Source organism: Lapillicoccus sp., from assembly GCF_046595215.1.
Lineage (GTDB): Bacteria > Actinomycetota > Actinomycetes > Actinomycetales > Dermatophilaceae > Lapillicoccus.
In genome coordinates this window covers 1-13,110 of sequence record NZ_JBKJPP010000065.1, presented here as the reverse complement: position 1 = coordinate 13,110, position 13,110 = coordinate 1, and the positions used below count along the sequence as shown (strand labels likewise).

Sequence of the window (13,110 nt, the reverse complement as noted above, 5' to 3'; positions counted from 1 at the left end):
TGCTGACCGCTCTCGGTGTCGCCGGGGCGTGGCTCCCCTTGTCCTGGCCGACCCGATGACGCTCGCCCTGAGCCGTTTCACCATCGAGAACGTGGACGACTCCGCCCTGCACGCCCTCGGAGTGCACACCGCCAACACCCCGTCATGGGATCGACCTGCCCAGGCGATCCTGGGGATCGTCATGGCGATCGTCTGTGTCCGACGGGGTCGTTGGGCGTCCTTCCCGCTGGCCGTCGTGGCGGCCCGACTCCATCTCGACCCCCAGACCTACCCCTATTACAGCTCGAATCTGTTGGTCGCGACGGCCATCCAAGACCTCCTGACTCCGGGCCGCCGATGGCCACTGTGGACCGCTGCGGCCGGGACCTGGTACGTCGCGAACGGCTTGGGGGGCACTGCTCCAGCCGGAACAGGTTGGCGCACTTCGTGACCTCTTCATGGTCGGCGTCCTCGTCACGCTCTGCCTCCTCCCGATCGGACCCGCCGATCACGGGACCTTAGGGTCGGCTCGCAGGCCCGCTCGGCCCCGCGCCGCCGAGAGGCTGACCTCGTTCCAGATGCCCGGGCACCTGGACCTCGTTCCAGGTGCCCGGGCACGGTGAGGTTCCACGCTGGTCAGTTGTAGTAACCAACGAGGTCGGCGATGACGTGGACGAGCCCGGCCGCGTTGAAGAGGGTGACGGTGCCGCCGGGTCCGACGGGGACGATGACCATGTTGGGGATGGTCTCCCCGGCGACATAGTTGAGGTTGGACGCGTTGGGCTGCGCGCTCCCACCGGGGTAGACGCTCAGGTAGCTGCCGGCGCTGGGGTTGGTGACGGTGACGTTCAGCGCAACGGCTGTTGCCCCGGCAGGCAGGTTGGGCACGGTCAGGGTCATGGTGGCCCCGGCGCCGAGCTTCGCCGCCGTGGGTGCGCCGATGGGGACCCTCGTGTCCAGGACCCGGGTGGGGGTGGTGCCGGTGAAGCCGGCGCCGGTGCCGGGGGCGTAGGAGCCGACCAGGTCGGCGATGACGTCGACGGTCCCGGCCGCGTTGAAGAGGGTGACCGTGTTGCCGGGTCCGAGGGGGACGATGACCATGTTGGGGATGGTCTGCCCGGCGACATAGTTGAGGTTGGACGCGTTGGGCTGCGCGCTCCCACCGGGGTAGACGCTCAGGTAGCTGGCGGTGGTGGGGTTGGTGACGGTGACGTTCATGGCGACGGCTGTTGCCCCGGCGGGCAGGCCGGGCACGGTCAGGGTCATGGTGGCCCCGGCGCCGAGGGGGGCGGTGGGTGCGCCGGTCCCGATCCGGGTGTCCAGCACCCGGAGTGGGCCGGTACCGGTGAAGCCCGCTCCGGTGCCGGGGGCGTAGTAGCCGACGAGGTCGGCGATGAGGTGGACTGTCCCGGCCGCGTTGAAGAGGGTGACGGTGTTGCCGGGTCCGAGGGGGACCACGACCATGTTGGGGATGGTCTGCCCGGCGACATAGTTGAGGTTGGACGCGTTGGGCTGCCCGCTCCCACCGGGGTAGACGCTCAGGTAGCTGTCGGCGGTGGGGTTGGTGACGGTGACGTTCAGCGCAACGGCTGTTGCCCCGGCGGGCAGGCCGGGCACGGCCAGGGTCATGGTGGCCCCGGCGCCCAGCTTCGCCGCCGTGGGTGCGCCGATGGGGACCCTCGTGTCCAGCACCCGGGTCGGGGCGGTCCCGGTGAAGGCCACGACCGCGTACCTGGCCGAGGTGGTCGAACACGTGGACACGTTGCCGGCAACGTCGGTCGCCGTGGCGAAGAAGCTCGCGCTCGAGCCGGCGGCGACAGGAGCACTGACGCCGGGGGAGGTGAAGCTGGCCGCGCTGCCGCTGACCACCGCCGGGGGCCCGCAGGCTGGGTCGGTGTACACGCTGACCATCGACCCGGCTTCCGCGGTGCCCTTGACCGACGGCGTGACCGAGCCACCCTGCGAGGCGGGGGACGTGCCCGTCACCGCGGGCGCCACGGGAGCCACGGTGTCAATGGTGACCGGCAGGGATCCGGTGGACAACGTCTCGGGGCTGCCCGGGGAGGTCTCCCCGGCCGTGATCGTGTGGATTCCGTCTGCCAGGGGGGTGGCCGGGGTGAGCGAGTAACCGCCCGCAACGACCGTCGCGGTGCCGTTGACCACGCCGTCGACGTAGAGGTTGACGCTGGTCGCCGTTGCCAGGCCGGCGACGCCGACGAAAGTGGGTGAGGCGATCCTCGTGATGCTGTCCGAGGCCGAGACGCCAGTGTCCGTGGCCGCCGTCATGACCGGGACGGACGGGCCTTTCGCCAGCGGCGCGGTGCACCCCGCTGCAGGACCACCGGTCGCGCCGAACTCATGGATGGTCGTCTCGTTGAAGGCCCCCGGGTTGCGCCCGAGCCACATACCCCTGCTCTCGCTCTGTTTCACCGCCTTGTCGGCATCCCTCACGCCGTCGGGAGCAATCGTGTTCAATCCGGTGAAGGTCGCGGTCCAGGTGGTCGCCGTGGGGCTGTCGTAGACGAGGATGCCGTCACCCTTCACGCCGGTGCGAAGGGTGCGCCTCCCGTTCGAGAAGAGCTGCTTATTGGCCACGATCCGCGCCTCGACCTGGGCGATCGGGATCTGCCCGCCGGCAGCGTTGACCGCGGTTCCGGTCATGACAACCGTGCCGCTGTTGAGAGCGGTCTCCGCCACCGGCGAGGTGACGGTGACGTTGGCGATGGGTGCCTGGTCCCCCGTGGTCGCCGAGGTCAGCACCTTGACCACGTCATCGCCCCGGATGTCCGGTGTGACGCCGCTCCAGCAGGGTTCACCCAGGTGGTTGACATCCTCCATGAAGGTGCCCGGGGCCTTCGGGTCGGCGATGCTGGGGGAGAAGGGCAGGGTGGTCCCGACCTTGAAGCCGCCACGCCAGACCTCGACGGTGAGCACGTCCGAGCTGGCGTAGCCTGCGATGTTGACGAAGTCGCGCGCCGGGAACGTGGTAATCGAGTGCGGCGCTGACGGCCCCACGTTGGGGTCCAGCAACGCCGAGGCCGACGTAGCGGCCAATGGCAGACCAACCACGACCAGCGCGGTCGCGACGAGGGCTGCACCGTAGTGCCGCCGGCTCTGATGTGTGGTCATGGTGGTCCCCTCCCTTGGCCGGGATCTCCCCGGCTCAACCGTCAGCGGCAGCTGACGAGCACCGATCTCGGATCCCGGTACAGACCGGACATCGCTGCATCGGCGAGTATTCGAGGTCGACCTTGAGAAAACCTTGCGCCTACGGCCGGTGGTGGCCGGTGGCGGCGTGATGGTCGACGCCGGGCTGGGTGCTGGGGTTGACGTGCACCGTGGCGTCATCCAGGCGCGGGACGCGGTGCATCAGCTGGTGCTGTGCCACGTCTGCGATGGCGTGGGCCTGCACGACACTGAGAGTGTTGTCGACCGTGAGCTCGGTCTCGGCCCGCATCCGGTGCCCGATCCAGCGCAACCGGACGCTGTCGACGCTGCGGACCCCGGGCACCTCGCGCAGGGCTGCCTCGGCAGCGTCGACCAGGTCAGGGTCGACCGCGTCCATCAGCCGACGGTAGATGTCCCGGGCCGCACCGCGCAGGACGGCCAGGATGGCCACGGTGATGAGCAGTCCGACGAGGGGGTCGGCCAGCGGGAAGCCGAGCATCACCCCGATCGCCCCGAAGACCACGGCCAGCGAGGTGAACCCGTCGGTGCGAGCGTGTAGCCCGTCGGCGACCAGGGCTGCGGAGCCGATCCGGGTGCCGACCCGGATCCGGTAGGTCGCCACGAGCTCGTTGCCGGCGAAACCGATCAGACCCGCCGCGAGCACGATCCACGGGTACGTGAGGGGCTGCGGGTCCACCAGCCGCCGGATCGACGCGTATGCCGCGACAATGGACGACAACGCGATCATGGCGACGATGAACACCCCGGCCAGGTCCTCGGCCCGGCCGTACCCGTAGGTGTAGCGCCGGTTTGCCGCGCGGCGGCTGAGGACGAACGCAATCCACAGCGGTATCGCGGTCAGCGCGTCGGAGAAGTTGTGGATGGTGTCCGCGAGCAGCGCCACGGACCCGGTGACCAGCACCACCGCCAGCTGCAGGAGCGCCGTGACACCGAGCCCGACGAGGCTGATCTTGACCGCCCGGATTCCCTCGCTGCTGGCCTCGAGCGCCGCGTCCACCGAGTCCGCCGCGTCGTGGCTGTGGGGGCGGAAGATCGACAGCACGAACCCCTTGAGCCCGCCTGCGTGGTCGTGCTCGTGCTTGTGCTCGTCCTCATGGTCGTGGCCCCCGGGGTGGTGCCCGTGACCGGATTCGGGCTGGGGGTGAGTCATGTGCGTCTCCTGCCAGAAGGAAGGGGCGATGGTCGCGAGCGGTCGCGGTCCGCGTGATGCTTGGGGAGATCGGGACCGGCGTGCTCCGCGTTGTACACGGCATCACGGACCAGTTGCGCCACGTGCTCGTTCTCCACCCGGTAGAAGACCTGGGTCCCCTCCCGTCGGGTCCGCACCAACCGGGCCATCCGCAGCTTGGCCAGGTGCTGGGACACCGACGGCGCTGGCTTGCCGAGTCGCTCAGCCAGCTCGTTGACCGCCATCTCCTCATCGATCACGGCCCACAGGAGCCGGACCCGAGTGGCGTCAGACAGCATCCGGAACACCTCGACCGCCAGCTCGGCCTGCTCGATCGGCAGCCCGCCCGCCTCTCCACTCTCTGCATGCATACGCAAATAATAACAGCCGTTGGGGCTGCCGGAACGCCGGGACCTTCGCCCCTGACGTGGCACCTGACGGCTTCGTAGTGTCGAGGTGAAGACACCACGAGAGGGAGTCCACCGTGAAGAAGCGCCTGCTGGTCCTGGGGGCCGGCACCGCCGGCACGATGATCGTCAACCGGCTCCGGCACCGTCTGTCGAGCGACGACTGGGACATCACCGTCGTCGACCGCGACGACCAGCACCACTACCAGCCCGGCTACCTGTTCCTCCCCTTCGGCACCTACGCGGAGAAGCAGGTCACCCGCGCACGGCACGTCTTCCTCCCCGACGGGGTCGACTTCGTCATCGGCGACGTGGACGTCGTCCGCCCTGAGACGAACCACGTCGTGCTCGCCGACGGCCGGGAGCTGACCTACGACTACCTCGTCATCGCCTCAGGCACCTCGCCGCGTCCCGACCAGACGCCCGGAATGCTCGGGGCGGAGTGGCGCCTCAGCATATTCGACTTCTACACCTACGACGGGGCGTTGGCCCTGCGCGACGCCCTGGCAGAGTTCGACCACGGCCGGCTCGTCGTCCACATCACCGACATGCCCATCAAGTGCCCGGTGGCGCCGTTGGAGTTCACCTTCCTGGCGGAGGCGTGGCTGCGCGAGCAGGGACTGCGCGACCGGGTGGAACTGGTCTTCGTCACCCCCCTGCCGGGTGCCTTCACCAAACCGATCGCCTCGGCGCACCTCGGGTCGATGCTCGACGACCGCAAGATCGCCGTCGAGGCGGACTTCCTCGTCGAGCACATCGACTCCGAGCGGAAGACCCTGGTCTCCTACGACGAGCGAGAGGTCCCGTTCGACCTGCTCGTCACCGTCCCCCTGAACATGGGCGCCGACTTCGTCGCTCGGTCCGGGCTCGGGGACGAGCTGAACTACGTGCCCGTCGACAGGCACACGCTGCTCTCCACCGCCCACGCCAACATCTTCGCCGTCGGTGACGCCTCGGACATCCCCGCGTCCAAGGCCGGGTCCGTCGCCCACTTCTCGGTCGAGATCTTCGCCGACAACTTCCTCGAGCTCGTGGCCGGGAAGCCGATGACCCACACCTTCGACGGCCACACGAACTGCTTCATCGAGTCCGGGGACCACAAGGGGCTGCTCATCGACTTCAACTACGACACCGAGCCCCTGCCCGGCAAGTTCCCGCTGCCCGTCATCGGGCCGATGGACCTGCTCAAGGAGACCCGGGCCAACCACCTCGGCAAGCTGGCGTTCCGTTGGATCTACTGGAACGTCCTCCTGCCGGGTCGCCCGATGCCGTTGCCGTCGCACATGTCGATGCTCGGCAAGTCCACGCAAGACGTCAGAAAGAACCAGGAGTGAGTGCCATGCCTGTCACGACCATCGGAGGCCACCAGGTCGCCGTCGACGCCGAGGGCTTCATGACCGAGTATGCCGAGTGGGACGAGCCGCTGGGCACGACCCTCGCCGCTCAGATCGGCATCGACCTGAGCGACGAGCACTGGGAAGCCATCCGGTTCCTGCGCCAGGACTTCGCCGTCAAGGGTGAGACCCCCACGCTGCGCCGCGTCAGCGTCGTGGGCGCCATCCCGACCAAGACCCTGTTCCGGCTCTTCCCTCAGAAGCCGGCCAAGAAGATGGCCTACATCGCCGGTCTGCCCAAACCGCGCGGCTGCGTCTGACACCGAAGGAGACCCCATCATGACCACCACCACCCCACAGGCTGCCCCCCTCGTCCCGTCGTTCGAGGACGTGCAAACAGGTCGCAAGCTCGCCATCATCTGCTCCAAGGGAAGCCTGGACATGGCCTACCCCGGCCTGATCATGGCCAACGCCGCCCTCGGCGAGGGGGTCGAGACCCATCTGTTCTTCACCTTCTGGGGCTTCGACATGATCAACAAGAAGACGATGGGCGACCTCAAGATGACCATGCTGGGCAACACCGCGACGCACCTGCCCCAGGGCTTGGGAGGCCTGCCGGGGATGACGGCAATGGCCACCTCCCGGCTGAGGAAGTCGATCGCCGCGCTCGATGTGCCCGAGGTCCCCGACTTCCTCGAGCAGATCGTCGCCTCCGGCGGCCACCTCTGGGCCTGCCGGATGTCGGCCGACATGAACCACCTCAGCGAGGAGGATCTCTACGACGACGTCGAGGGCATCATCAGCGCCAGCGACTTCATCGAGAAGACCGAGGGCGCCCAGCTACTCTTCATCTGATCGTGCCCGCCCCCGAACGACGAGGTGAAGAGATGCCTGACGCGCACGGTCGGGATCCGTCGGGTCCATCGGCACTCATGACCGGCATCAGCGCCGGGGTCATCGGCTCCGACCACGTGCTGGACGGGCCCTACGGGCCACGCCGGGTCATCTATGCCGACTACACCGCCTCGGGTCGGTCCCTGACCTTCATCGAGGACTACCTGCGTGCAATGGTGCTGCCCACCTACGCCAACACGCACACCGAGGCCAGCGGGACCGGCCTGCAGACCACCAGGCTCCGCGAGGAGGCGCGCCAGGTCATCAGGGGCTCGATCGGCGCGGACGACGACACGGCGGTGATCTTCTGTGGTTCGGGAGCCACGGCCGCAGTCGACAAGCTCGTGGGGATCCTCAACCTGAGGATCCCGTCCGACCTCGACAGACAATGGTCACTCGCCTCACACATTCCCGCCGACCAGCGGCCGGTCGTCTTCGTCGGGCCGTTCGAGCACCACTCGAACGAGATCTCCTGGCGGGAGACGATCGCCGACGTCGTCCGGATCCGCGCCGACGCCCACGGGCACATCGACACCTCGCACCTGGCCGAGGAGCTCCTGCGATACGCCGCACGGCCGCTGCGGATCGGCTCGTTCTCCGCAGCGAGCAATGTCACCGGCATCCTGTCCGACACCGACCCGATCACCGTCCTGCTGCACCAGCACGGCGCCCTGGCCTTCTGGGACTTCGCCGCCGCAGGCCCCTATGTCGACATCGCCATGGACGGACGCCGCAGCACCGCAGGGCCCCCGAACCCCGAGGCAGCCAAGGATGCGGTTTTCCTCAGCCCCCACAAGTTCATCGGCGGCCCTGAGACTCCGGGGGTCCTGGCCGTCCGTCGCCACGTGGTGACCAACACCGTGCCGGTCGTGCCCGGCGGTGGGACGGTCACCTTCGTCACCCCGACCGAGCACGCCTACGTGCGCGACGTCGAGCGCCGCGAGGAGGGCGGCACGCCCGCCATCATCGGGTCGATCCGGGCCGGGCTCGTCTTCCAGCTCAAGGACGCCGTCGGCGTCAAGGCCATCCGGCGTCGCGAGGAACAGCTGCTCGGCAGGGCACTCGAGCGGTGGCGCGCCAACCCGGCCATCGAGGTCCTCGGCGACGTCGAGGCCGATCGACTGGCCATCATCTCCTTCCTGGTCCGAGCCCCCAGCGGGCTCGCGCTCCACCACAATCTCGTGGTGGCCCTGCTGGGCGACCTGTTCGGCATCCAGTCCCGCGGTGGGTGCTCGTGCGCGGGTCCGTACGGGCACGAGCTCCTGGGGATCGACGCCGATCACTCCCGCGTCTACCAGCGAGCGGCCGACTCCGGGTGCGAGGGCCTCAAACCTGGCTGGGTCCGCGTCAATCTCAACTACTTCGTCGCCGACGAGGTCGTCGACCACATCATCGACGCGGTCGACTTCGTCGCACGCCACGGCCACCGGCTGCTGGGCGACTACCGGTTCGATCCCGCGACCGGGCTGTGGCACCACCGGCTGGGTAGAGGGGAGCCGCCCGTCCGGTTGGCCGACATCCACTGGGACGACTCCGGGGCGATGACCTATCCGGCTCAGGGAGCGCGGGCGTCCGCCCCCAGCCTGCAGACCTGCCTCGACCTCGCCCGCCAGCTCGTCGCGACCCTGCCACTCGTGCAGACCCCGCCACTCGTCGCGACCCTGTCACAGGGAGCCCCCGCCCACGACACCCACAGGCACACCTGCCTCGACGACCTGCCTCCCGCACTGCTCTGGTTCGACGTGCCGCCCGTCTGCCTCACGCCGCTGGATCGGCTCCCCCGCGCAGCCACCTGAGCGACTCGGTGTCCCCCAGCAGCTCCAACCGCCGCCAGAGGACGCTCTCCGGAAGGGCCTGGCTGGCGTGGGCCCGGCTGGCCGACAGCTGTCGGGAGCGGTCCACCGTGACCTGCAGGTCGATCTCCTCCGGGGGACGCCCGACAAAGCTGGAGCCGAGCTCGCGGTTGAGCTGCGCTGCGACGGATGTGGGCACCGTCCAGCCCAGCACCGGGATGTCCAGGGCCTCGGAAGCGCGCACCGCCGCTGCCGATGCCGCCACATGATCCGGATGTCCGGTGATGCCGGTGGTGTCGAACACCAGCAGGCCCTGGGGGACCGCCTCCCGCGCCACGGCGAGCACGGCGCCGGTGAGGATCTCCGGATCGACCTCCCCCAGCGCTCCGTCGCGATGGTTGCGCAACCAGGCGTGTGACACGCCAAGGAGGTCGGCGGCGGCCGTGAGCTCGGACTCCCTGACCGCCAACAGATCCCCCTCGACCCCATGCAGGGTGGACGCCTCCCCGTGCGTGAGACAGAGCACGTCGACGGCTGCTCCGCCCCGGGAGAAGGCATCGAGCACCCCGCCGAGCCCGAAGGACTCATCGTCCGGGTGAGCAACGACGGCAAGGACCGAGGTCCATGGCGGGAGGCGGTCAGAGGCTCTCTCGTCCCTCGTCTCCATCGGACCCGTCATGTCTCCTCCATCAGGTTGGATCCCGTCACCGCGGTCGGGAATGTTCTGACCACGCCGATTGCTGAGTACCCCAGTAGGTATATCTGATACCCCAGTAGGTATACACTCATTCGCATCCCAACGAAAGACAACCATGACGACACGTGCCCTGACCGCCGCAAACTTCGAGCAGACCATCCTCGACGAGGGCATCGTCCTCGTCGACTTCTGGGCCACCTGGTGCGGCCCGTGCCGGACGTTCGCCCCGGTCTTCGAGACCGCCTCGAGCACCCACCCCGACATCGTCTTCGGCAAGGTCGACACCGAGGCGGAGCGGGCGCTCGCCGGTGCCGCCTCCATCACGTCGATCCCCACCCTGATGGCCTTCCGGGACGGCATCCTCGTGTTCAGCCAGCCGGGCGCCCTGCCGGGCGCTGCTCTCGAGGAGGTCATCAAGGACGTTCGCGGCCTCGACATGGACCTCGTCCGCACCCAGGTCGCCGACCAGCAGCAGAGCCCCGCGCCGGCCTGACAGCACGTCACTGTGCCCGGGAGACATCACTGTGCCCGGGAGGCGTCGCCGCCCGGAACCCGCCCCACCCAAGGAGAAGTCATGAGCTATGTCCTCAGCACCACCCTCGAGCAGGGCTTCGAGCAGGCCCTCGACGCCACCCGTGCGGCACTCGCCGACCAGGGCTTCGGCATTCTCACCGAGATCGACATCAAGGCCACCCTCAAGGCAAAGCTCGATGTCGACGTGCCGTCCCAGATCATCCTCGGGGCCTGCCGCCCGCCGCTCGCCCACGCCGCACTCCAGGCCGAGCCCTCCGTCGGCGTCCTCCTGCCCTGCAACGTCGTCGTGCGGACCCTCGACGAGCACCACACGGTCGTCGAGGCGATGGACCCCAAGACCATGGTCGAACTCACCGCAAACGACGCCCTGGCTGGTGTCGCAGCAGAGGCAGGAACCCGGCTCACCGCTGCGCTCACGAGCCTCTCGCCCAGCAACGCCTGAACCCCATGGTCACCCTCGACACCCAGGACATGACCCCAGTCGTCAACCGACTCCGACGCGCGCAGGGCCAGATCGGCGGAGTGATCCGCCTCATCGAGGAGGGCCGCGACTGCAAGGACGTCGTCACCCAGCTCGCCGCCGTCAACCGCGCCCTGGACCGGGCCGGGTTCGCCATCGTCTCGTCCGGCATGAGGCAGTGCTTCGCCGGCCCCGAAGGCGTCAACGCCGAGGATCAGGCCACGATGGAGAAGCTCTTCCTCACCCTCGCATGACCACCGGCCCGGCCTACGAGCCCGTGCAACCAGAACCCAGGGAAGGACCCCACAACATGGTCACCATCGTCCCCGTAGAGACGCCCACCCTCGGCGACCGCAGCTACCTCGCCCACGACGGGCAGGTCGCGATCGTCGTCGACCCGCAGCGCGACATCGACCGCGTCCTGGCCCTGGCCGAGCAGGCCGGGGTGAGGATCACCCACGTCCTCGAGACCCACATCCACAACGACTACGTCACCGGCGGGCTCGCCCTCGCCAGGGCGACGGGTGCGGAATACCTCGTCAACGCCGCCGACGATGTCTCCTTCGCGCGCACGCCGGTCAGTGACGGCGACGTCGTCGAGGTCTCCCCGTCGATGCGGGTGCGTGTCATCGCCACCCCGGGCCACACCTTCACCCACCTTGCGTATGCCGTGGAGGCCGACGGCGAGCCGGTCGGCGTCTTCACCGGTGGTTCGCTCCTCTTCGGCGCCACCGGCCGTCCCGACCTACTCGGCCCTGACCACACCGACGACCTGGCCCACCACCAGTACGCCTCCGCGCATCGCCTCGCAGCTGAGCTGCCCGAACAGACCGAGGTGCTGCCCACCCACGGCTTCGGCAGCTTCTGCTCGTCCGGGTCCACCGGGGAGGCCACCGAGTCGACCATCGGGCGCGAGAAGCACACCAACCCCGTGCTGACCGACGACGAGGAGCGGTGGGTCGCCGACACCCTCACCGGTCTCGACGCCTACCCCGCCTACTACGCCCACATGGGTCCGGCCAACAGCGCCGGGCCGGCCGCACCCGACCTCGACGCTCCCGAGACCGCTGACCGGGCTGTCCTTGCCCGCCGCCTGCGGGACGGGGAGTGGGTCGTGGACCTGCGCAGCCGCAGCGCCTTCGCCGCGGGGCATGTGACTCGCACCCTCAACCTCGGTCTCGACGGCGAGTTCGCCACCTACCTCGGCTGGCTCATCCCCTGGGGCACCCCGCTCACGCTCCTCGGCGAGTCTCCGGAGCAGGTCGCCCTCGCGCAGCGCGAGCTCGTCCGGATCGGCATCGACCAGCTCGAAGGCTCGGCCACCGGCTCTCCGCAGGACTGGACGGACTCGCCACTCGGCAGCTTCGCCCGGGCTGCGTTCGCCGACCTGGGACAGGTCCGCCACCACCGCGAGGTGAGGGTCCTCGACGTTCGTCGCGATGCCGAGTGGAGAGCTGGTCACCTCGACGGGGCGACCCACATCCCCCTGCACGAGCTGCTGACGCGCCTTGGCGAGATCCCGTCCGGCGAGGTCTGGGTGCACTGCGCCAGCGGCTACCGCGCCTCGATCGCCGCCTCGGTCCTGGCGGCTCACGGCACCCCCGTGGTGGCTGTCGACGACGGCTTCGACGAGCACGCGGGCGCCTCCGGACTGCGCCTCGTCCCGTCAGCCTGACCCATCAGCACGAGCACCAGCGCCACCACCCCCACCACCCCCAGCACCGTGAAGGAGCACCACCATGTGCCGTCCCGCCACCTGCAGGACCTGCGGCAAGACCACCTGGGCCGGCTGCGGCCAGCACGTGGACCAGGTCATGCAGGGCGTCCCCGCCCGCGATCGCTGCCCCGGCCACGCCGCCGAGCAGCACGCCGGAGGCGGCTCATTCCTTCGCCGCCTCCTCGGTCGTCGCTGACCGGCGCCACCACCGCCCCAGCCACCTCCCCCCTCCGCTCGCCCCACCACTCGCCCCACCACTCGCCCCAACCGGGGCTTGAGGAGAACCGCACGTGTCCTTGCTCGCCATCACGCTCGGCATCCTCGTCGGCCTGTCCCTCGGAGCCCTCGGCGGTGGCGGGTCCATCCTCACGGTGCCCGCCCTGGTGTACGCGCTCGGCCAGGACGCCCGCACCGCCACCACCAGCTCCCTGATCATCGTCGGGGCGACCTCCCTGATCGCCGCGGCCCCCCACGCCCGACAGGGCCGGGTCCGCCTCGGGCAGGGGCTGCTCTTCGGAGCCCTCGGCACCGCCGGGTCTCTCGGCGGCACCGCCTTGTCGGCCCGGGTCCCCCCGCAGGTCCTCCTCACCGCCTTTGCCGGCCTGATGCTGCTGGTGGCCTACCTCATGCTGCGCAAGTCCATGGGGAGCGGACCCGATGACGGGGCGACGCAGCCGGACCCCACGACGGAGCCGATGCTCACCCTCCGGCCGCTGACCTGCGCCTGCCCCCGCGTCGTCAAGGTCATCCTGACGGCCACCGCCGTCGGCCTCCTCACGGGTTTCTTCGGGGTCGGCGGCGGGTTCGTCCTGGTCCCCGCCCTCGTCCTCGCGCTCGACTACCCCATTCCGGTCGCCGTCGGCACCTCACTGCTCGTCATTGCCGTCAACAGCGCGACCGCGCTCGCGGGTCGCCTCGGCGCCAGCACCTCCCACCTC

General features: G+C 69.4%; 15 protein-coding genes. 11 read left to right on the top strand and 4 right to left on the bottom strand.

The features are described from left to right. On the top strand, positions 1 to 430 hold a 430-nt coding region (locus tag ACLL9L_RS05465; RefSeq protein ID WP_411283629.1), incomplete at its 5' end, for a hypothetical protein. Between the two features lie 185 nt (positions 431 to 615). Here ACLL9L_RS05465 and ACLL9L_RS05460 read toward each other — a convergent pair. The 3 genes from ACLL9L_RS05460 to ACLL9L_RS05450 all read right to left on the bottom strand — a co-directional run bounded on the left by ACLL9L_RS05460 (position 616) and on the right by ACLL9L_RS05450 (position 4,707). Then, positions 616 to 3,108 carry an Ig-like domain-containing protein gene (locus ACLL9L_RS05460; RefSeq protein ID WP_411283628.1) on the bottom strand — a complete coding sequence of 831 codons (2,493 nt, stop codon included), beginning with the start codon at positions 3,106 to 3,108 and terminating at the stop codon, positions 616 to 618. Positions 3,109 to 3,247: 139 nt separating this feature from the next. Further along, positions 3,248 to 4,318 (bottom strand): cation diffusion facilitator family transporter, encoded by a 1,071-nt coding sequence (locus tag ACLL9L_RS05455; RefSeq protein ID WP_411283627.1) that lies wholly within the window; start codon positions 4,316 to 4,318, stop codon positions 3,248 to 3,250. Then, positions 4,315 to 4,707, bottom strand: a complete 393-nt coding sequence (locus ACLL9L_RS05450; protein WP_411283626.1) for an ArsR/SmtB family transcription factor — start codon at positions 4,705 to 4,707, stop codon at positions 4,315 to 4,317. Before ACLL9L_RS05450 ends, ACLL9L_RS05455 begins: the two co-directional genes overlap by 4 nt. Before the next feature lie 113 nt (positions 4,708 to 4,820). On the opposite strand from ACLL9L_RS05450, the gene ACLL9L_RS05445 reads away from it, so the two are divergent. From ACLL9L_RS05445 to ACLL9L_RS05430, 4 genes are read left to right on the top strand one after another with little or no spacing between them, the layout of a single operon-like run. Continuing rightward, positions 4,821 to 6,077, top strand: coding sequence for an NAD(P)/FAD-dependent oxidoreductase (locus ACLL9L_RS05445; protein WP_411283625.1), 1,257 nt, complete (start codon positions 4,821 to 4,823; stop codon positions 6,075 to 6,077). 5 nt (positions 6,078 to 6,082) lie between these two features. Continuing rightward, positions 6,083 to 6,397 carry a TusE/DsrC/DsvC family sulfur relay protein gene (locus ACLL9L_RS05440; RefSeq protein ID WP_411283624.1) on the top strand — a complete coding sequence of 105 codons (315 nt, stop codon included), beginning with the start codon at positions 6,083 to 6,085 and terminating at the stop codon, positions 6,395 to 6,397. A gap of 19 nt (positions 6,398 to 6,416) precedes the next feature. Then, positions 6,417 to 6,932, top strand: a complete 516-nt coding sequence (locus ACLL9L_RS05435; protein ID WP_411283623.1) for a DsrE/DsrF/DrsH-like family protein — start codon at positions 6,417 to 6,419, stop codon at positions 6,930 to 6,932. A 32-nt stretch (positions 6,933 to 6,964) separates the two neighbouring features. Next, positions 6,965 to 8,767, top strand: a complete 1,803-nt coding sequence (locus tag ACLL9L_RS05430) for an aminotransferase class V-fold PLP-dependent enzyme (RefSeq protein WP_411283622.1) — start codon at positions 6,965 to 6,967, stop codon at positions 8,765 to 8,767. Here ACLL9L_RS05430 and ACLL9L_RS05425 read toward each other — a convergent pair. Then, entirely contained in the window at positions 8,730 to 9,443 is a 714-nt protein-coding gene (locus tag ACLL9L_RS05425) for a PIG-L family deacetylase (protein ID WP_411283621.1), read from the bottom strand. The two genes, ACLL9L_RS05430 and ACLL9L_RS05425, sit on opposite strands and share 38 nt — an antisense overlap. A 133-nt stretch (positions 9,444 to 9,576) precedes the next feature. On the opposite strand from ACLL9L_RS05425, the gene trxA reads away from it, so the two are divergent. From trxA to ACLL9L_RS05395, 6 genes are all read left to right on the top strand, one after another. Continuing rightward, a complete protein-coding gene (gene trxA, locus ACLL9L_RS05420; protein WP_411283620.1) occupies positions 9,577 to 9,954 on the top strand; it encodes a thioredoxin in 378 nt (125 codons plus the stop codon). Between the two features lie 81 nt (positions 9,955 to 10,035). Beyond that, positions 10,036 to 10,437: a DUF302 domain-containing protein gene (locus ACLL9L_RS05415; RefSeq protein ID WP_411283619.1), complete on the top strand. Its 402-nt coding sequence runs from the start codon at positions 10,036 to 10,038 to the stop codon at positions 10,435 to 10,437. A 5-nt stretch (positions 10,438 to 10,442) separates the two neighbouring features. Continuing rightward, positions 10,443 to 10,709, top strand: a complete 267-nt coding sequence (locus ACLL9L_RS05410; protein ID WP_411283618.1) for a metal-sensitive transcriptional regulator — start codon at positions 10,443 to 10,445, stop codon at positions 10,707 to 10,709. Positions 10,710 to 10,765: 56 nt separating this feature from the next. After that, positions 10,766 to 12,130 (top strand): MBL fold metallo-hydrolase, encoded by a 1,365-nt coding sequence (locus ACLL9L_RS05405; RefSeq protein WP_411283617.1) that lies wholly within the window; start codon positions 10,766 to 10,768, stop codon positions 12,128 to 12,130. A 64-nt stretch (positions 12,131 to 12,194) separates the two neighbouring features. Next, positions 12,195 to 12,368 (top strand): hypothetical protein, encoded by a 174-nt coding sequence (locus ACLL9L_RS05400; RefSeq protein ID WP_411283616.1) that lies wholly within the window; start codon positions 12,195 to 12,197, stop codon positions 12,366 to 12,368. A gap of 94 nt (positions 12,369 to 12,462) precedes the next feature. Continuing rightward, the coding region (locus tag ACLL9L_RS05395) for a sulfite exporter TauE/SafE family protein (RefSeq protein ID WP_411283615.1) at positions 12,463 to 13,110 on the top strand (648 nt) is incomplete at its 3' end.

Coding starts and splice junctions, on each gene's coding strand:
- ACLL9L_RS05405 (WP_411283617.1), top strand. CDS start 10,766: ATGGTCACCATCGTCCCCGTAGAGACGCCCACCCTCGGCGACCGCAGC.
- trxA (WP_411283620.1), top strand. CDS start 9,577: ATGACGACACGTGCCCTGACCGCCGCAAACTTCGAGCAGACCATCCTC.
- ACLL9L_RS05425 (WP_411283621.1), bottom strand. CDS start 9,443: ATGACGGGTCCGATGGAGACGAGGGACGAGAGAGCCTCTGACCGCCTC.
- ACLL9L_RS05440 (WP_411283624.1), top strand. CDS start 6,083: ATGCCTGTCACGACCATCGGAGGCCACCAGGTCGCCGTCGACGCCGAG.
- ACLL9L_RS05460 (WP_411283628.1), bottom strand. CDS start 3,108: ATGACCACACATCAGAGCCGGCGGCACTACGGTGCAGCCCTCGTCGCG.
- ACLL9L_RS05435 (WP_411283623.1), top strand. CDS start 6,417: ATGACCACCACCACCCCACAGGCTGCCCCCCTCGTCCCGTCGTTCGAG.
- ACLL9L_RS05415 (WP_411283619.1), top strand. CDS start 10,036: ATGAGCTATGTCCTCAGCACCACCCTCGAGCAGGGCTTCGAGCAGGCC.
- ACLL9L_RS05400 (WP_411283616.1), top strand. CDS start 12,195: ATGTGCCGTCCCGCCACCTGCAGGACCTGCGGCAAGACCACCTGGGCC.
- ACLL9L_RS05410 (WP_411283618.1), top strand. CDS start 10,443: ATGGTCACCCTCGACACCCAGGACATGACCCCAGTCGTCAACCGACTC.
- ACLL9L_RS05450 (WP_411283626.1), bottom strand. CDS start 4,707: ATGCATGCAGAGAGTGGAGAGGCGGGCGGGCTGCCGATCGAGCAGGCC.
- ACLL9L_RS05455 (WP_411283627.1), bottom strand. CDS start 4,318: ATGACTCACCCCCAGCCCGAATCCGGTCACGGGCACCACCCCGGGGGC.
- ACLL9L_RS05430 (WP_411283622.1), top strand. CDS start 6,965: ATGCCTGACGCGCACGGTCGGGATCCGTCGGGTCCATCGGCACTCATG.